At 72.0% G+C, this 20,441-nt stretch carries 14 protein-coding genes; 7 read left to right on the top strand and 7 right to left on the bottom strand.

The window, feature by feature from the left end:
- Nucleotides 1-10: 10 nt before the first annotated feature.
- Nucleotides 11-1,366 carry a HAMP domain-containing sensor histidine kinase gene (locus tag AB0F70_RS14220; RefSeq protein WP_357448995.1) on the bottom strand — a complete coding sequence of 452 codons (1,356 nt, stop codon included), beginning with the start codon at nt 1,364-1,366 and terminating at the stop codon, nt 11-13.
- Between the two features lie 4 nt (nt 1,367-1,370).
- Complete coding sequence (locus AB0F70_RS14215) at nt 1,371-2,054, bottom strand: response regulator transcription factor (protein ID WP_026366105.1); 684 nt, start codon at nt 2,052-2,054, stop codon at nt 1,371-1,373.
- 152 nt (nt 2,055-2,206) lie between these two features.
- On the opposite strand from AB0F70_RS14215, the gene AB0F70_RS14210 reads away from it, so the two are divergent.
- Together AB0F70_RS14210 and AB0F70_RS14205 are read left to right on the top strand one after the other, a co-directional pair.
- On the top strand, nt 2,207-3,631 hold the full coding sequence (locus AB0F70_RS14210; protein ID WP_357448992.1) for a histidine kinase: 1,425 nt from the start codon (nt 2,207-2,209) through the stop codon (nt 3,629-3,631).
- Nucleotides 3,628-4,335, top strand: coding sequence for a response regulator transcription factor (locus AB0F70_RS14205; protein ID WP_357448990.1), 708 nt, complete (start codon nt 3,628-3,630; stop codon nt 4,333-4,335). Before AB0F70_RS14210 ends, AB0F70_RS14205 begins: the two co-directional genes overlap by 4 nt.
- Nucleotides 4,336-4,348: 13 nt before the next feature.
- On the opposite strand, the gene AB0F70_RS14200 is transcribed toward AB0F70_RS14205, so the two are convergent.
- The 3 genes from AB0F70_RS14200 to AB0F70_RS14190 all read right to left on the bottom strand — a co-directional run bounded on the left by AB0F70_RS14200 (nt 4,349) and on the right by AB0F70_RS14190 (nt 10,536).
- Complete coding sequence (locus AB0F70_RS14200; RefSeq protein ID WP_357448988.1) at nt 4,349-6,979, bottom strand: FtsX-like permease family protein; 2,631 nt, start codon at nt 6,977-6,979, stop codon at nt 4,349-4,351.
- Between the two features lie 105 nt (nt 6,980-7,084).
- Entirely contained in the window at nt 7,085-9,691 is a 2,607-nt protein-coding gene (locus AB0F70_RS14195; protein ID WP_357448986.1) for an FtsX-like permease family protein, read from the bottom strand.
- A gap of 11 nt (nt 9,692-9,702) precedes the next feature.
- Complete coding sequence (locus AB0F70_RS14190; RefSeq protein ID WP_357448984.1) at nt 9,703-10,536, bottom strand: ABC transporter ATP-binding protein; 834 nt, start codon at nt 10,534-10,536, stop codon at nt 9,703-9,705.
- 391 nt (nt 10,537-10,927) lie between these two features.
- On the opposite strand from AB0F70_RS14190, the gene AB0F70_RS14185 reads away from it, so the two are divergent.
- Nucleotides 10,928-13,921 carry an FtsK/SpoIIIE domain-containing protein gene (locus AB0F70_RS14185; protein WP_357448982.1) on the top strand — a complete coding sequence of 998 codons (2,994 nt, stop codon included), beginning with the start codon at nt 10,928-10,930 and terminating at the stop codon, nt 13,919-13,921.
- Here AB0F70_RS14185 and AB0F70_RS14180 read toward each other — a convergent pair.
- A complete protein-coding gene (locus AB0F70_RS14180) occupies nt 13,869-14,291 on the bottom strand; it encodes a hypothetical protein (RefSeq protein ID WP_357448980.1) in 423 nt (140 codons plus the stop codon). The genes AB0F70_RS14185 and AB0F70_RS14180 overlap by 53 nt on opposite strands.
- 286 nt (nt 14,292-14,577) lie before the next feature.
- Between AB0F70_RS14180 and AB0F70_RS14175 the strand changes: the two genes are divergently transcribed.
- The gene (locus AB0F70_RS14175) at nt 14,578-14,826 is read left to right on the top strand and encodes a WhiB family transcriptional regulator (protein WP_026365970.1); all 249 of its coding nucleotides are present in this window, start codon (nt 14,578-14,580) and stop codon (nt 14,824-14,826) included.
- A 202-nt stretch (nt 14,827-15,028) separates the two neighbouring features.
- Here AB0F70_RS14175 and AB0F70_RS14170 read toward each other — a convergent pair whose 3' ends face one another.
- Nucleotides 15,029-16,510, bottom strand: coding sequence for a histidine kinase N-terminal domain-containing protein (locus AB0F70_RS14170; protein WP_357449208.1), 1,482 nt, complete (start codon nt 16,508-16,510; stop codon nt 15,029-15,031).
- 184 nt (nt 16,511-16,694) lie between these two features.
- Here AB0F70_RS14170 and AB0F70_RS14165 point away from each other — a divergent pair, with 184 nt between their 5' ends.
- The 3 genes from AB0F70_RS14165 (at nt 16,695) to AB0F70_RS14155 (ending at nt 20,295) form a co-directional block, all read left to right on the top strand.
- A complete protein-coding gene (locus tag AB0F70_RS14165; RefSeq protein WP_357448977.1) occupies nt 16,695-17,219 on the top strand; it encodes a DUF2505 domain-containing protein in 525 nt (174 codons plus the stop codon).
- 212 nt (nt 17,220-17,431) lie between these two features.
- Complete coding sequence (locus AB0F70_RS14160; RefSeq protein ID WP_357448975.1) at nt 17,432-18,778, top strand: extracellular solute-binding protein; 1,347 nt, start codon at nt 17,432-17,434, stop codon at nt 18,776-18,778.
- Between the two features lie 191 nt (nt 18,779-18,969).
- Entirely contained in the window at nt 18,970-20,295 is a 1,326-nt protein-coding gene (locus AB0F70_RS14155) for an extracellular solute-binding protein (RefSeq protein ID WP_357448973.1), read from the top strand.
- The last annotated feature ends 146 nt before the right edge of the window (nt 20,296-20,441 follow it).

Raw genomic sequence — 20,441 nt, 5'->3', positions numbered from 1 at the left:
TGAGTGAAGCCTACCGGCGGCCGCGGCCCTTCTTCTGGCCGAAGCTGGAGATCTTCGACCCCACCGGCAGCACCTGGTGCGGGTCGAGCGTCTTGGGCACCCCCGACAGGAACACCGAGAACACCGGCGGGGTGCGCTGGGTGAGCTGAAGATTTCCGCCGTCGGCGGCGACCAGGTCCTTGGCCAGCGCGAGCCCGAGGCCCGTCCCGGCGCCCAGCGTGACACCGCGCTCGAAGATCTTGCCCTGCATGTCCTCGGGCACGCCGGCGCCCTCGTCCGTGACCTCGATCGCCATGGCGCCCCGCTGACCCTCACGGATCCGCAGGGTGGTGGTGCCGTCGCCGTGCTTGAGCGAGTTCTCCAGCAGCGTGGACAGCACCTGGGCGAGCGCACCGGGGGTGGCCAGGACGCGGGCGCCGCCGGAGTCCTCGACGTTCAGGTGCCGGCCGGCCCGTTCGAACGACTCGCGCCACTCCTCCTCCTGCTGGAGGAAGACGACGCGGACGTCGACGGACTCCGTGGTGCCACCCTGGGCGCGCCGCGAGCGGGAGAGGAGATCGTCGACCACACCGACCAGCCGCTCCACCTGCTCGAGCGAGATCCGGGCTTCCTCCTGCACGTCCGGCTCGGTGGAGGTGAACGTGATCTCCTCCAGGCGCATGGTGAGCGCCGTGAGCGGCGTGCGAAGCTGGTGGGAGGCGTCCGACGTGAACTGTCTCTCCACGGCGAGCCGCGCCGCGAGGCGGTCGGAGCTTCGCGCCAGCTCGGCCGCGACCAGGTCGATCTCCTCCACGCCGGACGGGTCCAGCCGTGGCCGCACCTGTCCCGCGCCGAGCTGTTCGGCCGAGGCCGCCAGGTACACGAAGGGTTGCGCGAGCCGGTTCGCCTGCCAGGCGGCCGTGACGGCGCCCGCGGCGAACGCACCCACGCTGCCGAACACGACGAGCACCACGACGTTGATCGCCTTGATGTACGCCGGCCAGGCCGAGACGGAGACCAGCACACCCATCACCGGTTGCGCATCGGAGATGGAACCCAGCTCGATGGTGGCACCGGCGACGGGTTCGCCCGCGACCAGCTGCTTCCCGTCGGGCTGGTTCACCGTCACGTAGGCGACGATGTCCGTGTCCTGCGGCTGCACGGCCCGGTCGAGGACCGACTGGTCGACGAAGCCGGTGTCCGCGGCCGAACGGTTGCGTTCGTAGGAGTTGACAGAAGAGGACAGGAGGTCCTGCACCCGGGTCTCTACCCGCTGAACTTCCTGGCCGTAGATGTACCGGGCACCGAAGATCGCGAGCGGGATACCCAGGAGCAGGACGGCGACCGCAACCGCGGCGATCGTCGCCTGCAGCACGCGGGCGCGCATCTGGCTAGCTCGCCCCGATCTCGAAGCGGAAACCGAGACCGCGCACGGTCGAGACGTAGCGCGGTGCGTTGGCGTCGTCGCCGAGCTTGCGGCGCAGCCAGGAGACGTGCATGTCCAGTGTCTTGGTCGAGCCGACCGGGTCCGAGCCCCAGACGTCGCGCATGAGCGTGTCCCGGACGACCACGGAGCCGGCGTTCTGCACGAGGACGCGCAGCAGGTCGAACTCCTTGGTGGTCAGGTGCAGCTCGCGGTCACCCTGGAAGGCACGGTGCGCGGAGACGTCGACGCGGACGTCCTGCGCGTGCAGCTCTTCCTCCTCGCCGGTCTCGCCGTGCGAGCGGCGCAGGAGAGCCCGCACCCGCGCCAGCAGCTCGGCAAGCCGGAAGGGCTTGGTGACGTAGTCGTCGGCACCGGCGTCAAGGCCCACGACGAGGTCTACCTCGTCGGCACGGGCGGTGAGCACCAGCACGGGCACGGTGAGGCCATTGGCCCTGATCTCGCGCGCGACATCGAGCCCGTCCATGTCCGGAAGGCCCAGGTCCAGAACTACGATGTCCGCACCGGTCGAGCTCTCGATCGCACCTTTGCCGGTTCCTTGCACGACGACGTCGTATCCCTCACGGGAGAGCGCTCGTGCCAACGGCTCGGCAATGGCCGGGTCGTCCTCGGCTAGGAGTACGTGAGTCATTTCGCCATCGTAGGGCATAACCGACGCTCTGGCGCTACCCGGGCACACACGGGACGGCCGTACTACCGAATCCTTTCGGCAGAGCGCGGCATGGCGCAAGTGCTACCACGGTATGACGCGCCACCGCAACGGTTCGACCTACTCTGACCTGCATGGGTTGGTACGAGCGGTGGGCAGAGTGGGCGGAGCGTTACCGGTTCCTCGTCGACCTCTCCTGGACGCTGCTGGCTGCGCTGCTCGCACTGACGCTCGCCGCGGCGTCCCCCAGCACGTTCAGCCTCGGGGGCGGCCAGGCCGCGCTCCTCTCGGCCGCCGTGCTCGCGCCGCTCCCCTGGTGCCGTACCCGGCCCGTGGCCTCGTGCACAGCGGTGTTCGTGGTGTGCATGCTGCAGATCACGGTCCTGGGCACCCCGCTGCTGCTCCCGGCCGACCTGGCGGTGCTCGTGTCGATGTACTGCGTGACGGTGTACGGACCGCGCTGGGCGTACCGGATGGCCTGCGGGATGGCAGTGGTCGGGTCGATCACCGTCGGTGCCTCGCTGTGGCTCTACAACGGCGCCAGTTCGCCGCTGTCCGTCATACCGATGATCGTCCTGTGCCTGGCCCTGCTCGGCTGCTCGTTCGCGTTCGGCCTGGTGCGCCGTTCGCGGCGGGCGATGATCACCGCGATGCGTGACCGCGCCGAGCGCCTCGAGATCGAGCGGGACCAGCAGGCCCAGATCGCCACGGCCGCCGAGCGGTCGCGCATCGCCCGCGAGATGCACGACATCGTCGCCCACTCCCTGTCGGTGATCATCGCGCAGGCCGACGGCGGGCGGTACGCCGCGGCCGCCGACCCTGCCGCCGCCGCGCGCTCCCTCGGCACCATCGCCGAGACGGGCCGAGCCGCCCTGGCCGACATGCGGCGGCTGCTCGGGGTGCTGCGGCAGGACCAGCCCAGCGCCACCACACCGCTGGGCCTCATGGCGCCGGCCACGGACACTCCCGGGCGCGCGCCGGGCACCGGCACGCCCGCCGGCACGGCACCTCAGGGCACAGGGAGCGGCCCCGGCGGGCCGGGAGGCGCCCTGCCCGCGGCGACACCGTCGTCGGGCGGCGCTGCCCCCTTGCAGCCCCAGCCCGATACCGGTGACATCGCGGGCCTGGTCGACCAGGCTCGCGACGACGGCCTGCGGGTCTCGTTCGCCCGGGTGGGCATCGAGCGACGCCTGCCGCCCGGTGTGGGGCTCACCCTGTTCCGGGTGTGCCAGGAGTCGCTCACCAACGTGCGCAAGCACGCGGGCCCACGACCCGCCGTCACCGTCCTGGTGCGCTGGGGCGAGGACGAGGTGGAGCTGCGGGTGGACGACGACGGCCGCGGTCTGGCTGCCGACGGCTCCCCCGGCCCCGACGAGCCGCCGCCCACCGCCGGGTACGGCCTGCTCGGGATGCGCGAGCGTGCCGAGATGTTCGGCGGCACGCTCTCCGCCGGACCGCGCCGGGGCGGCGGGTTCTCGGTGCGGTTCGTCATCCCCATCCCGCGTGCCGAGCGCGCGAACCAGAACGGCACACAGGACGACACCCGAGGAGCACGATGACCTACGCCCCCGACCCACCCGCCCGGCCCGTGCGGGTCGCGCTCGTCGACGACCAGCCACTGGTCCGCGCGGGCCTGCGCATGGTCATCGACTCCCAGCCCGACCTGCAGGTGGTCGTGGAGGCCGACGACGGGCGCGACGCGCTGTACCGGCTGGCGACCACGGCGACCGACGTCGTGCTGATGGACGTGCGCATGCCCGGGATGGACGGCCTGTCCGCCACCCGCCTCCTCCTGGCCGACGGCGCCGCCGCCGCGGCGGGCGACCCCCGCGTGATCGTGCTGACCACGTTCGACCTGGACGAGTACGTGCTCGACGCCATCCGGGCCGGGGCCAGCGGCTTCCTGCTCAAGGACGCGCAGCCGGAGGAGCTGCTCACGGCGATCCGGACGGTGCACCAGGGGGACGCGGTGATCGCGCCGTCGTCCACCCGGCGGCTCATGGAGCGCCTGGTCACGGCGCTGCCGCCGGAGGAGGCGGCGGGCCCGCAGGAGGCCCTGGCCGCCCTGACGGCCCGCGAGCGCGAGGTGCTCGTGCTCATGGCCCGGGGGCGGTCCAACACGGAGATCGCGTCCGACCTGTTCGTCGCCGAGGCGACGGTCAAGACGCACGTGGGGCGCATCCTGTCGAAGCTCGACGCCCGCGACCGCGTACAGGCGGTGGTCACCGCCTACGAGACGGGCCTGGTCCGCCCCGGCTCCTGATCCGACGCGCCCCTCACACCGCCGCGAGCGCCGCCAGCGGGTGGGTGCGGACGGCCGCCCGGGCCGGCACCACCGAGGCGACCAGCCCTGCGACCAGGGCGACGCCGAGGACCACCAGGATCTCGGTCCACGGGACGACCAGCGGCACCCTGCCGAGGGCGGACAGCGCAGTAGTGGCGCCCGCCCAGCCGTACAGGAGGCCGAGCACCACCCCGAGCACCGCACCCACTGCCGCGATGACCATGCCCTCGACGGCGAGCGTGGCCCGGAGCTGTGCCTTCGAGAGCCCGATGGCCCGGAGCACGGCGTTCTCGCGGGTGCGGTCCATGACGGACAGCGACAGCGTGTTGGCGACACCGACGAGGGCGATGACCACGGCGACGGAGAGCAGCCCCACCACTATCGCGAGGATCGTGTCGATGATCTTCAGGTAGGCGGACCGCTCGACGACTATGCCGGCGACGCCGACGGTCTCCCCCGTGGTGGAGACCGCCTTCTGCACGGCGGTGACGATCCCCGCGGCGTCGCTGCCGTCGTCGACCCTTGCCCACACCTCGCCGGCGGCCTGGCCCGGGTCGAAGGCCGCGAGGTCCGCTGGCGTCAGGTAGGCCCTGTCCGCCTGGGAGTCGCTGTGCACGACGTCGAGCGTCGCCGTCCCGCCCGGTCCGGTGAGCTCGAGGGTCTCGGCGCCTTCCAGGCCGTACAGCTCGGCCGCCTTCTCCGGGACGACGACGGTGCCGGGCCGCAGCCGGTCGGCGTCCGCGGGCGTGTTCGCGACGGACCGCAGCGCCTCGGGGTCGACGGCGGCGAGCTGCACGGGCCGGCCGCCGTCCGCCCGTTCGCCGCACACGTTGGTCACCTCGGCGACGGCACGCAGCCCGGCGACGCCGTGCAGGGCGTCGAGCACCGTCGCGGGAACCGCCACCGCGGTACCGGTCCGGTCGTACGTGGTGCTGGTGATCTGGAGGTCGACGGGAAAGCGGGTGTCGAGCTCGTCGTCCATCGCGACCCTGGCGCTCGCGGCACCGGTAGTCATCATCGAGACCAGGGTGACGCCGATGAGCAGCGCGGTGGACGTCGCCGCCGTCCGGCGGGGGTTGCGCAGGGTGTTGGCCGACGCCAGCCGGGCCGCCGGTCCTCCGGCGCCCACTACCCGGCCGAACGCGGCGGCGACGCGGGGCAGCCAGAAGACGGATCCGACGATGACGCCGACCAGCGACAGGGAGCCGCCGAGGACCGTCGCGAACAGTCCGACGTCGATGCTGCCGGACATCCCGAGGGCCACGCCCCCGGCCAGGAGCGCGAGCCCGCCGACGGTGGCGAGCACGGCGAGCACCGCCCTGCCACGAGCGGGCCCGCACGGTTCGGGTGCGGCGGCGGGGCGCATCGCGGCGAGAGGGGCGACGAGGGACGCGGCCCGGGCCGGGGCGAGCGCGGCGGCAAGGGTCACCAGCAGGCCGACCGCGACGGGTAGCAGGAGGGCGGGAGCGCTCGGGGTGATGGTCGTCGGCAGCGCGACGCCGAGGTCGAAGCCCGGCGCGACCATGAGCCCCACCTGCACGAGCAGGGACCCGACGGCGACGCCCGCGACCGAGGCGAGCGTGCCGAGGAGCGCGGCCTCGAGCAGGACGCCACGGTAGATCTGTCCGGTGCTCGCGCCCACGCAGCGCAGGAGCGCGAGGTCGCGCGACCGCCGCGCGACGAGGACCTGGAGCGTGTTCGTGATGACGAGCCCCGCGACCACGAGGGAGACGGCGGCGAGGGCGAGGGCGAACACGAGGTAGACGATGTTCTGGCCGCCGGAGATAGCCGCGACGACGTCCTCCGCGCGCTCCTGGGGCGTGGTGACCTCGGTGGCGGACGGGACGGCCGCGGCGAGGGCGTCTTCCGCCTCCTCCAGGGCTGCCGCGTCGCCGGGCCGGTCCAGCGCGACGACCAGCGTCCTCATGCCGGGCGGCCCGGCGGCGCCCGCCTCGTCGGCGATCCGCTTCTCCAGCGCCTCGGCGGTGATGACCGCCACGCCGCCGCCCGCCGCGTAGGTGCCGAGCGGATCGTCGACGAGGCCCGACACCGTCAGCTGCTCGGCGACCTCCTGGCCGCCGTAGCACTCGGCGCCGTTCTTGTCGGCGGCGGGGTCGCCGCCCCGCAGGCAGCGCGTCGACGTGATGGTGTCGCCCACGGAGACGCCGAAGAGCTTCGCGGCGTCCACGGGGAGCACTATCTGGTCGGGGCGGTCGGCCCGGACGGGGCGGTCGGCCCAGGCGCCGTCGGCCAGGACCAGGGGCGACAGCCGCGGGTCGGAAGGATTGGCGACGAGCGACTGGTGGACCGTCCGGCCGCCGTGGCTGAGCTCGGCGTACGCACCGCGGAACCCGTCGGCCGCGGCCACTCCCTCGACGTCCCGTGCCGCCTCCGTATCGGCGGAGGTCATCGTGCCGTCGCGGTCGAAGACCACGAGGTCGGCGGAGGCGTACTGCGCGGCCACCTGGTCGTACGTCGTGCGGGTGACGATGGTTCCGGCCTGCAGCGTCGCGGCCACGAACGCGGTGCTGATGACTATGGCGACGCCTGCCGCGGCGAGCCGGCGGACGCCGCGGCGCAGCTGCCCCAGGGCAAGGCGCGTGGTGGGGTCGGTGGTCAGCACGCGGAGCCCTGCCGGCTCCTCGGGACGTGCACGATGGTGTCCACGAGATCTCTCCCTCGAGTCTTCGTTCGGGCTGCCGCGTGCTGACCGATACCTCTGCTGGGACTACTCCGCCGCGAGCGCCGCCACCGGATGGGTGCGGACGGCGGCCCGCGCCGGCACGACGGAGGCGAGCAGCCCGGCCACGAGGGCCACGCCGAGCACCATCGCGACGTCGGCCCACGGGATCACGAGCGGCACGTCACCCATGGAGGAGAGCGCGGTGGTGGCGCCGGCCCAGCCGTACAGGACGCCGAGCACGACACCCAGCACTGCCCCCACACCGGCGATGAGCATCCCCTCGATGGCGAGCATGGTCCGCAGCTGTGCCTTCGAGAGCCCGATCGCCCGGAGCATTGCGTTCTCCCGGGTGCGCTCGATGACGGACAGCGACAGGGTGTTGGCGACGCCGATCAGGGCGATCACCACCGCCACTGCCAGCAGCCCCACCACGATGCCGAGGATCACGTCGATCACCTGCTGGTAGCTCTGCCGCTGGACCACCGCGCCGGTCACCTCCACCACCTCGTCGGTGGTGGCCACCGCGTCCTGCACGGCGGCGACCGTGGCGGCGGGGTCCTCTCCCTCGGCGATGCCCGCCCATACCCGGTTGGGTTCGAGGTCCGGGAGGACTGCCGCGAGGTCCTGCGGTACGAGGAACGCGTACGTGTACTGGGCGTCCACGGAGACGATGTCGAGGGTCGTCGTCCCGCCCGGGCCGGTGAGCTCGATCTCGTCCTTGCCCTCGAGCCCGTAGTTCTTGGCCACCCCGTCCGGGACGAGGAGCGTCCCGGGCTGCAGGGCGTCGAAGTCCTCCGGCGTGTTGACGACGTCGCGCAGCTCGTCCGGTGCCGCTGCGAGCGCAGGGATCCACTGCTCCTCGCCTGCGGTGGAGACCGACGCTTCGGTGACCGCCGCGGTGGACCGCAGCCCGTCGACGCCGTCGACCACGTCGACGACCGCACCGGACACGGCGGCCATCTGGTCGCCGTCGTAGATGGTGCTCGCGACGTCGACGTCGACAGGGAACTGGGCGTCGAGCTCGTTGTCCAGGGTGGTGCGTGCGCTCGCGGCACCCGTCGTCATCATGCCGACGAGGGTCACGCCGATGAGCAGCGCGGTGGCCGTCGCCGCAGTCCGGCGCGGGTTGCGGAGCGTGTTCGCCGCCGCGAGCCGGGCCGACGGTCCCGCCGCGCCCACGAGCCTGCCGATGCCCGCGGCGACCTTCGGCAGCCAGAACACCGCGCCGACGATCACGCCGATCAGGGAGACGGACCCGCCGCCGACGGCGGCGAGCAGTCCGACATCTATGCGTCCCTGCAGGCCCAGCACGACCCCGAGGGCCAGCGAGGCGAAGCCGCCGACCGTCATGATCGTCGCGAGCACCGCACGGGCCCGTCCGGTGCCCTTGCCCAGGCTCGGGGCGTCGGTGGGCCGGAGTGCGGCCAGGGGTGCCACTCGCGAGGCAGCACGCGCCGGAGCGAGGGCGGCGGCGAGCGTGACGAGGATGCCGACCGCGAGCGGGGCGATGAACACTGGTGCGCTGAGGTCGACCGTCTCGGGGAGCGGCACGCCGAGATCGAAGGCCGGAGCGACCATGAGACCGGCCTGAACCAGCGCGGTACCCACGACGATGCCCACGAGGGAGGCGAGCGTGCCGAGGATCGCAGCTTCCAGGAGGACGCTCCGGTAGAGCTGACCGGTGCCGGCGCCGACGCAGCGCAGCAGCGCCAGGGTGCGGGACCGCTGTGCGACGAGCACCTGGAAGGTGTTCGCGATGACGAGGCCGGCCACGACGAGCGCCACGGCGGCGAACGTCAGGACGAAGACGAGGAAGACCAGGTCCTGACCACCGGACATGCCGGCCACCAGCTGCTCGGCATGCTCGTCGGTGGTGGTGACGTCCGTGGCCGTGGGGACGGCGGCCGCGAGGGCGGCACGCACCGATTCGACGGCGGCAGGGTCGTCGAGCGCGACGACTATCGTGCCGATGGCCGACGCCATCCCCGTCGACTGCATGGCCGGCCCCGACTCGTCGTCGAGCCACTGCGTGAGCGTGGGTGCGCTCACGACGGCGGCGCCGCCCATGGCGCTGTAGGCGTCGTACGGGTCCTCCACGAGGCCGACCACCGTCAGCTTGTCGACGAGTTCGTGACCCTCGTAGGTCTCGGAACCGTCCTCGAGCTTCGTGGGCTCGGTGTCCGCGACCCAGCGGGAGGACGAGACGGCGTCACCGAGGCCGACGCCGAGCCGTTCGGCGACGTCCTCGGGCAGCGCGATCTCGTCGCCGGCCGTTGGCCACTCGCCCTCGGACACCTCGAGCGGCGTGAGCCGCGGGTCGGACGCCCCGCCGACCACGTTCTGGAAGATCGACTTCCCGCCGTGGTTGAGCTCCGTGTAGAACGTTTCCTGCGCGTCGGCGGCGGCGACGCCCTCGACTCCCCGGACGGCCTCGACGTCGGCCTCGGTCAGGGACCGGGCGTCGTCGAAGACCACGAGGTCGGAGTCGGCAAGGGTCGCCGAGACCTGGGCGTACGTGGCGCTGGTGATGATGTTGCCTGCCAGCAGCGTGGCGGCGACGAAGGCGGTACCGATGGCGATGGCGACACCTGCCGACGCCAGCCGGCCCGCGCTACGACGCATCTGCCCCAGGGTGAGGCGGGTTGCGGGCATGGAGCCGGCCATCAGGCACCTGCCGCGCTGGTCGTGCCGCCCGTACGGGTGGTCACGGCTGGTTCGAGGGTGCGCAGCGCGTCCAGGCCCGCCATCGCGGAATCAGGCGTGGGGTCGCTGATATCGCCCGCGATCCGGCCGTCCGCGATCAGAACCGCCCGGTCCGCATACGCGGCCGCGGACGGGTCGTGGGTGACCATGATGATCGTGCGACCCAGCTCCCGCACCGAACGACGCAAGAACGACAGCACCTCGGCCCCGGAACGCGAGTCCAGGTTCCCGGTGGGCTCGTCAGCGAACACCACATCCGGCTGCGCGATCAGGGCACGCGCGATCGCGACACGCTGCTGCTGCCCACCAGAGAGCTCACCCGGGCGGTGCGTCAGGCGGCCCTTCAGGCCCAGGGTCTCCACCAGGGTCTCGAACCAGGCCCGGTCCACGCTCCCGCCCGCCAGCTCGACCGGCAGCGTGATGTTCTGCTCCGCCGTGAACATCGGCAGCAGGTTGAACTGCTGGAACACGAACCCGACCCGGTCCCGGCGCAGCCTCGTCAGGGCCTTGTCGTTCAGGCCCGTGATCTCCGTGTCACCCAGGAACGCCTGACCACTGGTCGCGGAGTCCAGACCCGCCAGCAGGTGCATCAGCGTCGACTTCCCCGAACCCGAGGGGCCCATGATCGCCGTGAACCGGCCCTGCTCGAAGTCCACGTCGACACCGTCCAGGGCCCGCACGGTGGCCTCGCCCTTGCCATAGGTCTTGGTCAGGCTCCGGGCCCGTACGGCGCGGGCGGCGCTGCCCGGCGCGGGGGCCGGCTGGTCCGCCGGGGCGTACACGGTGGTGTCCACGAGTTTTCTCCTCGAGTCGTCATTACTTCTGGTGCTGCGGGCGGGTCGTGCTGCGGACGGCTGCCGGTGGCGGCTCGCACCGGGCGATGCGTGTGCGGGGAGGTCCCCTGCTCGCTGCCCGGAAGTGGTCCGGCCTTCCCGGGTCTGACCCCGGTACGGCCGGCAGATACGAACCTACGGAGCCGGGACCGGTCTGGGCATCGGGCGTCGGCCTGATCCTTCCCGGACCGTGTCATCCCCTGGTCGTACATCCGCTCGACCCCCGCTAAGGGCTGTCACCCAGGGGTTGTGCCGTAGCGAGCGCTACGGCGAACCTGTGGAAACCGGGATCGTGCACAGGAATCCCTGCAACCGCCCCGATCCGGACACGTGGACGGCGAGGCTGGGGTCCATGACCCGACCCCCGTCGTCCGACGACGCCGTGCGCGTGACCCTGCACCCTGGCGAGGACCTCCTCCTACGCCCCGGCACCCGCCTGGCCGAGCTGCGCGCGCCCCTCGCGACGCTCGTCAGGCGACCGGAGCTGCGGTACGCGAGGTTTGCCGTCGACGGCCAACCCCTGACCGACGATCAGGTGGTCGGCGAGCGCCCCCTTCTGCCCGGTGCGGTCCTCGGGGTGCGGCGGCCGGGCCCGCGCGGGGTCGGGCCGGCACCGGGTCCCGATCTCCGGTCCGCCGCGGCCCAGCCCTGGCTCGTCACCCGCGTGACCGGGCCCGACGCCGGGACGGTGGTCGGAGTCACCGGACCCCTGGCCGCGCTTCGTGCCTGGGCCCGTATGCGGCGGGGCGGGCGCCTCGCGGTCCGCAGGACGCGCGGCCCGGCGGCGTGGCTCGCGCCCCGACCCACGCCCGCGCACAGCGGCGTGCACTGGACGCTCACGCTGCTCCCCGCGGCAGCTTCGCTGAGCCTCGCGATAGCGCTGCGCCAACCGCTTCTGGCGGTGTTTGCGCTGGTAGGCCTGGTTGTGGGGCTCCCGCAGCTCCGCGCCTCCCGGCAGCGGGCGATGACCGACGGCGTGCCGCGAGACCGGTCGCAGGAGCTGCCTGGGCCGGCCCGCCTCCTGGCCTTCGCGCACGCCGCGCACCACGTGTCGCCGGGCGCCTGGGCTGCCGCTCTGGCCGCCCACGCCACGGCACGCGCGCCGGGCGTCCCGGGCCCTTCCCCCGCAACGCCCGTACGCCTCCTGCCCCCGCCGCCCGACGACCCCTGGGAGGGGCTGCTGCACGACGGCGCCGTCGCCGTGCTCGGACCCCGCGAGCTGGCCCGCTCCGTCGCCCGCGCGCTCGTCGCCGACCGTGCCGCACGGGGAGCCGAGGTACGGGTCGGCCCCGGCACTCGTGGCTGGTCCTGGGCCCGCTGGCTCCCCCAGGGCGGGCCGCTCGTCCTCGTCCTGGACGACGACGGCGCTACCGCGCCGACCCCCGGCCCCGTTGTCGGCCCTGTTGTCGGCCCCGGCGACCGTCTCGTGGTGTCCGTCGGAGCCGTACCGCCCGGCTGCCGTGCCGTGGCACACGTGCTCGACGCCCGCCGCGTCCGGATCACCGGACCCGACGGAACAGCCCGCACCGTGCCGCTCGTCGGCGTCACCACCGAGTGGGCCGACGACCTGGCCCGCCTCCTCGCCGGCGCCGCCCGGCTCGGCCGCACGGCGCCCGCCGGACACCCGGAAGACGCCCGGCTGCCCGCCGTCGTGCCCCTGACCAAGGCCCACGGCCTTGCCGAGGTGCCCGGACCACGGGCCCTCGTAGCGCTCTGGGGCAGTGCGGACGGCTGGGCAGTGCCACTCGGCACAGGCACCGACGGCGCCCCCGTCCGCCTCGACCTGGTCCGTGACGGGCCGCACCTGCTCGTCGCCGGCACTACCGGTTCGGGCAAGTCGGAGCTGCTCCAGACACTCGTGCTCGGGCTCGCCCTGACCCGCTCGCCTGCCGACCTGGCCCTCGTGCTGGTCGACTTCAAGGGCGGAGCGAGCCTCGGCGCATGCTCGGGACTGCCGCACGTCGTCGGTCAGGTCACCGACCTCGAGCCAGGGCTCGCGGCGCGGGCACTCTCCGGGCTGCGGGCGGAGCTGCGCCGCCGTGAGCGCGTCCTCGCGGCCCACGGGGTGCCGGACGTCGCCGCCCTGCCGCCCGGCGTGCTGCTCCGTCTGGTCGTGGTGATCGACGAGTTCCGCGCACTGGCCGACGACCTGCCCGCGTTCCTGCCGGGCCTGCTGCGCGTCGCGGCACAGGGGCGGTCGCTCGGTGTGCACCTGGTGCTCGCGACGCAGCGACCGGGTGGGGCCGTCGGGCCGGACCTCCGTGCCAACGTCAGTGCACGGATCGCCCTCCGCGTCACCGATCCCCTCGAGTCACGGGACGTGGTCGACGATCCCGCCGCGGCGCACATCCCGGTCGCGGCACCGGGCCGGGCGGTGCTGCGCCTGGGATCCGCACCACCCGTGACCCTGCAGTGCGCACACGTCACCGCACCACCCGATGCGGAGCTCCCCCTGGTCCGCCGCGCCCCGACCTGGCCAGCGGCTCCCGGCGACACACCGGACACGCCCCCGAGCGGTATGCCGGACACCGCGCGGCTGGACACCGCGCGGCCGGATCCCGCAGCGCTCGTGGTCGACGCGGCCCGCCGCGCCGCGGACGAGCTGGGCCACGTCCCGGGCGCCCCGCCGTGGCTGCCGCAGCTCCCCCGCCGGGCCACCGCCTCGGACCTGCCACCGGCGACCCGGCGCGACCGGACGGGGCTGGTCCTCGCCCTCGGCGACGACCCGGACCGGCAACGTCGTACGACGGTCACGTGGGACCCCGGCGACGGCCATCTGGCGGTCGTCGGACGGGCACGCTCCGGACGAACCACGGCGCTGGTCGCCCTCGCGATCGCCGCGCTGCGGCAGGGCTGGGCAGTACGAGGGATCGCACGCGACCCCCGCTCGCTCGCGGCCCTCGAGCACTTCCCCGGTTACGGAGGGACCGTCCGCCCGGACGACGCAGCGGCTGTCGCCGGCGTGCTCGCCGACGCAGCACTCGCCGGCGCGGACGCCCACACCGGTCCGCACCGCACGCTGGTGCTCGTCGACGCGGCAGAGGACGTGCGCGGCACCCTGCCACCAGCGGCGATGCGGTCAACGGTGGCGTTCGCGCTCGCCACCGACGGGCCGTCGGTGGGCGGTCTCGCGGCGCGGGTAGGGCCGCGGCTGGTGCTGCTCGGCACGGACCGCGCGGCCGACGTGGTGCTCGGGGCACCCGTGGCGCTCGCCGGATCGGGTGGCCCACCGGGCCGCGCGGCCTGGTGCGGCCGGGGCGAACCCGTGCTCTGCCAGGTGCTGGAGCCCCGGATCAGTCCTCGGAGCCGGTCGCCGACGTCGCTTCCACGACGGAGGGCGTCATGAGCAGACCGCCTACTACCACGGCAATCGTGAGGGCCGCCCATCCACCCGGGACCGAGACCCCGGTGCCGCTGCCGATCGCCGCGACCGATCCGACGATCTGAAAGAGCTGCCAGGTCACGACGGGTCCACGGCCTGAACGACGTCCCGCAAGAAGGGCCCGGCAGGACACAACGAGAACCCAGGCAACACCCAGGAGGAAGAAAACCAGAAAGAGGCTCACCCCTAGTGAGGAGGAACCGCCAGTAAGGAGTTCACCAAGTAACACCACGGCGAAAGCAACGAGGCCGATCACCTCGATGAGGACGCCGATCACGAGGGCACGAAGAAACACCGGGACACGACGCGCGAAAAAGGCTTTCAGTACTGGCATGACGGACTAGGATACTGGTGAGCGGCTTATTCACAATAGTGTGACGGATACCTCAGGGTTCACGACGAAGAAACTTCGCCGTAACCCCTTGTGCGAGCGTTCACGAGCGTGTGAACCTAGACGCAGCAAGCCACCACACCCCGAACAAACCCCCGTCGGTTGTCGCCTGGCGCACAGGGATCGGAATCCGATCCACAACCAGACCTGTGCGCCCCAGACGCACGACGACGATGCTCCCACTTGGCGAGCCGGACGGCGGGTAGTTCCTTCCAAGGAGTACGTGACCATGGACTGGCGCCACCGCGCAGCATGCCTCGAAGAGGACCCCGAACTGTTTTTCCCGATCGGTAACACGGGCCCCGCCCTGCTGCAGATCGAGGAGGCCAAGGCCGTGTGCCGCCGCTGCGACGTCGTCGATACCTGCCTCAAGTGGGCTATCGAGTCCGGCCAGGACGCCGGCGTCTGGGGCGGTATGAGCGAGGACGAGCGCCGCGCGCTCAAGCGTCGCACCGCACGCGCTCGTCGCGCGGGCTGACCTCCGCACCACGCTTCTCCGCGAGCCGCGCCTGAGCACTCCCCCTTCGCTCGGGCGCGGCTCGCGTCATTTCTTTTCAGCTGTACCAAGGTGCGCTGAACTGCGCGCCGAATGTCGCATGCCCAAAATGCCGCACGTTCGAATGGCGCGCGTCCGGATGCCGCCACCCGGATGCCACGGTCCGGCGCTCAGGACGCCCGGCTCACGACCGCGACGAATCGGCCACGCGCAGTACGAGCTGCAGTTCCACCTGTGTGCCGCCGCCCTCGCGGGTCGACCATTCGATGGTGCCCCCGAGCTCGTTGGTGACCAGCGTGCGCACGATCTGGGTGCCCAGGCCGCTGCCAGGGCCTCGCCCGCCCTCGCCGCCGTTCTGCGGCAGCCCGACGCCGTCGTCGGCCACGACGACCCGCAGGGCCGAGTTCTCTCGCTCCACGCCGATGTTGATGGTGCCCACCGTGCGGCCGACGAACCCGTGCTCCACCGCGTTGGTGACCAGCTCCGTGAGCACCAGCGCGAGTGGCGTCGCGTCCTGCGCGGGCACCATGCCGAACGAACCGGTACGCACCGTACGGACCGAGGTCCCGGCCGAGGCGACGTCGGCGGTGAGCCGCAGCGCCCGGCCCACCATGTCGTCGAGCTCGACCTGCTCGTCCAGGGTCTGCGAGAGGCTCTCGTGCACCAGGGCGATGGTCGAGACGCGCCGCATGGCCTCCTCGAGCGCCTCCTTCGCGGCCGGCACGTCCATCCGCCGGGCCTGGAGCCGGAGCAGCGCCGACACCGTCTGCAGGTTGTTCTTGACCCGGTGGTGGATCTCTCGGATCGTCGCGTCCTTGGTGATGAGCTCCCGCTCGCGCCGCCGCAGCTCGGACACGTCACGGCACAGCAGCACGGCGCCGATGCGCTGGCCACGGTCCGTCAGCGGCATCGCGCGCAGCGACAGCGACACCCCGTGCGCCTCGATGTCCGTGCGCCACGGCGCGCGGCCCATCACGACGAGCGGCAGCGACTCGTCGACGGGCTTCAGCTGCTCGACCATGTCGGCGGTGACCTCGACGAGCGACTGCCCCACGAGCGGGCCGATGACACCGAGCCGGTGGAAGCACGACAGGGCGTTCGGGCTCGCGTACAGCACCTCGCCCTCGGAGTTGAGGCGGATCAGGCCGTCACCGACGCGGGGCGCACCGCGCCGCGACCCGGTCGCCGCGTTCGGCAGCGGGAACTCGCCCCGCGGGATCATCGCCACGAGGTCGTCGGCGGCCTCGACGTAGTTCAGCTCGAGGCGCGACGGCGTGCGGCCCGAGCCCAGGTTGGTCTGCCGAGCGATCACCGCGATCGCCGTGTCCTTGTGGACTACGGGGACCGCCTCCTCGCGCACCGCGTACGCGCCGAACCAGCGCGGCTCCCTGGCCCGCTGCGCCTTGGCCTCGGCCATCGCCTTCGCGAGCTGCGGTCGCTGCCCCTCCGGCGCGAACGAGCCGACGATGTCGTCATAGTGCACGGTCGCGCCCGTCGAAGGACGGCACTGTGCGATCGCGACGAACCGCCCGTCGTCGGTAGGCAGCCACAGCACCAGGTCCGCGAACGCCAGGTCCGAGACCACCTGCCAGTCGCCGACCAGCAGATGCAGCCACTCGACGTCGGCGGGCTCGAGATCGGCATGCTCAAGGATCAGGTCACTCATCGCGGACACGCGCCCAGCCTATGCCGGAACCGTGCGCAGCCCGTTGCGGGCGTCGTGCGCAGCCCGTTGCGGGCGTCGTGCGCACCTCCGGCCGCGGGGTCACCGGTGCGTATCGAACACACGCAACGTGTCGGGTTAGAGTTCCACCACCGGCATGCCCCGTCGTCGCGAGGAGGAAAAGCCCGTGCACCTGACAGTGGACCTGACGTTCCCCGCGGACATCGACGACGTCTCCACGATGCTCGCCGACGAGTCGTTCGTGCGATGGCGTGCCCAGCGTTCCACCGGATCCGTGAACGGTGTGGTCGAGCAGGCCGACGTCACGGGCACGGCGGAAACCGGCTTCACCGTGGTGGTACGTCGCACCCTGCCGACCGACATCATCCCCGTGCAGGCACGCCCGTTCGTGGGCGCCCACCTCGAGATCCGTCAGGCCGAGGCCTGGGAGGCGGCTTCCGAGGGCCGGCGCACCGGCACCGTGGCCGTCGAGATCATGGGCGCGCCGGTTCGGGTCACCGCGACGGCGACCCTCACCGCGCTGCCCGACGGCGGGACACGTCTCGTCTATGCGGGCGACGTGCGGGCGACGGTGCCGCTCTTCGGCTCGGTGATCGAGGAGGCCGCGGTCAGCGCAGTGCGCACGACCCTCGAGACCGAGGCGGAGGCCGGCCGTGACTGGCTCGCCGGCAAGCGCACGGGCCCGGCCTGAGCCGTCCCGCTCCCCTTGCCAAGCCGCATCCGGTCGTGGCGCAGCCCGCCATCGCGAACACCCCAATGCTGCAGTATGGCTTCAACCCCTGCCCTTTTCGGGCGGCGAGTGCTAGAACCTGAGCGAACATTCGTGTCGGATGTGGGCAGCTTTGTGCTCTGATATCGCTTTCAAGCCCCGACACACACGAGTCACGATCACGAGGAGTCCCAGTGCCCAGCAAAAACGGACCGGTCCGAAGCCGGACCGTCGCCCCCCGACGTGTGGCCCTCGCCGCGCTCACGGCCTTCGTCCTGCCCCTCACCGCCTGCGGCTCGCTCCTGGGGCAGAGCCCGGCGGGCGACGGAGGCGACGAGGACGCACCGATCACCCTCACCGTGTCGACGTTCAACAACTTCGGGTACACCGACGAGCTGCTCGCGCAGTACACGAAGGAGCACCCGAACGTCACGGTCGAGCACATCGTGGCCCCCACGTCGGACGAGGCACGTCTGCAGATGCTCAAGGCGTTCACCACTGGTGACGGCGCCGAGCTCGCGGACATCGTGGCTGCCGAGGTCGACTGGATGCCGGAGCTGATGCAGCACTCCGAGCTCTTCGAGGACCTGACCGACCCCGCCGTCACCAAGCGCTGGGTGGACTGGAAGGTGGCCCAGGCCACCACGCCGGACGGCAAGCTCCTCGGCTACGGGACCGACATCGGCCCCGAGGCCATCTGCTATCGCGCGGACCTGTTCGAGGAGGCCGGCCTGCCGACAGACCGCGAAGAGGTCGCCAACCTGCTCGGCGGCAAGGACGCTACCTGGGAGCGCTACTTCGAGGTCGGCCGCCAGTTCGCCGGGCAGTCCGACGTCGCCTGGTTCGACGGCGCCACCGGCACGTTCCAGGGCATGGTCAACCAGCTTCCCGCCGCGTTCGAGGACCCGGCGACGCAGCTGCCCACCGACCTCTCGACCAACAACGAGGTCCGCTCGGTCTACGACCAGATCACCGCGGCGATCGACGACGGACTATCGGCCGGCCTCGTGCAGTGGTCACCCGAGTGGGCGGCGGGCTTCCAGCAGAACACCTTCGCGACCATGCTGTGCCCTGGCTGGATGATGGGCCCGATCGAGTCCTACTCCGCAGGTGTGCAGGGCTGGGACGTCGCCAACGTCTTCCCCGGCGGCGGCGGCAACTGGGGCGGCTCGTTCCTGGCGGTGCCGTCCGCGGGCGCGTACACCAAGGAGGCGAAGGAGCTCGCCGCATGGCTCACCGCGCCCGAGCAGCAGACGCAGGCCTTCACGGCCGCCGGTGCGTTCCCGTCGCAGATCGAGGCGCAGGGTTCCGAGACCGTCCAGGGCTACACCAACAAGTTCTTCAACAACGCCCCGGTGGGCAAGATCTTCACGGCCCGGGCGCAGTCCATCGACGATGCCCCGTACAAGGGCCCGTACTACTTCGCGATCCGCGACGAGGTGAACAACGCTCTGACCGCGGTCGATACCGGTAGCAGCGGTCCGGAGATCGCCTGGAACCAGGCAGTGCAGACCGTCGGGGACTTCCGGGTCCAGGAGTGAGACAGACAGTCTTCGCCCGCTACCAGTCTTGACACGGCCCGGTGGACGGCGCGACGATCAGTGCCCGTGGGAGCGCTACCACACCTACTTGTGGGAGCGCTTCCAGCGCCGGTACGCAGACGTGCCCGCACGTCACGCGACCGCAACGAGCACTACCGCAAGCCCCAGACCGCACGACAAGGGAGTCCCCAGTGCTGAGCAGTACCCGACCCACCCGGCGCGCCGCCGCGCGCACCCTCCAGGCGACCGCCGGTGCCGCCGTCGTCGCCCTCGCCCTCACCGCCTGCGGTGGGTCCGAGGAGCCCGAAGGCGGATCCGCCGACGACGGCCCCGTCACGCTCAAGGTCGCGACCTTCAACGACTTCGGCTACACCGACGAGGTGCTCGCCGAGTACACGAAGGAGCACCCGAACGTCACCGTCGAGCACGTCACGGCGGCCACGAGCGACGACGCTCGCAACAACCTGACCACCAAGCTCGCCGCCGGTGGCGAAGGGCTGGCGGACATCGAGGCCATCGAGGTCGACTGGCTTCCGGAGCTCACGCAGTACCCCGACCTGTTCACGGACCTCGCGGACCCTGAGCTCGACGGCCGCTGGGTGGACTGGAAGGTCCAGCAGGCCACGACGCCCGAGGGCAAGGTCATCGGCTACGGCACCGACATCGGCCCCGAGGCCATCTGCTACCGCTCCGACCTGTTCGAGAAGGCCGGCCTGCCGACCGACCGCGAAGAGGTCGCCGAGCTGCTCGGTGGCGAGGACGCGACGTGGGAGGACTACTTCGCCGCGGGCCGCGAGTTCGTGAAGAAGTCCGACGCGGCCTGGTACGACAGCGTGGGCGGCACCTTCCAGGGCATGGTCAACCAGCTCCCGGCCGCCTTCGAGGACCCGGAGACGGGCGAGCCCAAGGACCTGGCGGACAACACCGAGGTCAAGGACATCTACGACGAGATCACGGGCACCGTCGAGGACGGGCTGTCGGCCGGTCTCGTGCAGTGGGAGGGTGACTGGGACGCAGGATTCCAGAAGAACGCCTTCGCCACGATGATCTGCCCCGGCTGGATGACCGGTGCGATCGAGGAGCGCGCCGGCGGTGTCGAGGGCTGGGACGTCGCCAACGTCTTCCCCGGTGGCGGCGGCAACTGGGGCGGCTCGTTCCTGACCGTCCCCGCCTCGGGCGCGAACACCGAGGCGGCGAAGGAGCTGGCCGCATGGCTCACCGCTCCTGAGCAGCAGACCAGGTTCTTCGAGTCGGCGGGCACCTTCCCGTCGCAGCTCGAGGCGCAGGACTCGGAGGCCGTCCAGTCCGCCACCAACCCGTTCTTCAACGACGCACCGGTGGGCGAGATCTTCTCCACCCGTGCCCAGACGATCGACAGCGCCCCCTTCAAGGGTGGGAACTACTTCGCCATCCGTGACGAGGTCACCAACGCGCTCAACCGTGTCGACGTCACGAAGTCGCAGGACGCCGACAAGGCCTGGGACGAGGCAGTGCAGAAGGCTTCGGCCCTCGGCTGAGCCTGACTCTGCGCCTCAGCAGGAACAGAGGCTGACCTGATCCGGTGGTCGAGCCGACGTGCCAGGCGAGAGCGTCTCGCGTCTGGGGCCCATATTCGCCGTCAGCGGTGATTCCCTCTTCGACCTGGGCGCGCCACCAGGCGCCC

This window comes from Promicromonospora sp. NPDC023805, from assembly GCF_040639635.1.
Taxonomy (GTDB): Bacteria; Actinomycetota; Actinomycetes; order Actinomycetales; family Cellulomonadaceae; genus Promicromonospora.
The sequence above is the reverse complement of the archived record's forward strand: the minus strand, read 5'-3'. Positions and strand labels throughout refer to the sequence as shown.

Coding starts and splice junctions, on each gene's coding strand:
- AB0F70_RS14170 (WP_357449208.1), bottom strand. CDS start 16,510: ATGAGTGACCTGATCCTTGAGCATGCCGATCTCGAGCCCGCCGACGTC.
- AB0F70_RS14175 (WP_026365970.1), top strand. CDS start 14,578: ATGGACTGGCGCCACCGCGCAGCATGCCTCGAAGAGGACCCCGAACTG.
- AB0F70_RS14195 (WP_357448986.1), bottom strand. CDS start 9,691: ATGCCCGCAACCCGCCTCACCCTGGGGCAGATGCGTCGTAGCGCGGGC.
- AB0F70_RS14205 (WP_357448990.1), top strand. CDS start 3,628: ATGACCTACGCCCCCGACCCACCCGCCCGGCCCGTGCGGGTCGCGCTC.
- AB0F70_RS14180 (WP_357448980.1), bottom strand. CDS start 14,291: ATGCCAGTACTGAAAGCCTTTTTCGCGCGTCGTGTCCCGGTGTTTCTT.
- AB0F70_RS14215 (WP_026366105.1), bottom strand. CDS start 2,054: ATGACTCACGTACTCCTAGCCGAGGACGACCCGGCCATTGCCGAGCCG.
- AB0F70_RS14210 (WP_357448992.1), top strand. CDS start 2,207: ATGGGTTGGTACGAGCGGTGGGCAGAGTGGGCGGAGCGTTACCGGTTC.
- AB0F70_RS14220 (WP_357448995.1), bottom strand. CDS start 1,366: ATGCGCGCCCGCGTGCTGCAGGCGACGATCGCCGCGGTTGCGGTCGCC.
- AB0F70_RS14185 (WP_357448982.1), top strand. CDS start 10,928: ATGACCCGACCCCCGTCGTCCGACGACGCCGTGCGCGTGACCCTGCAC.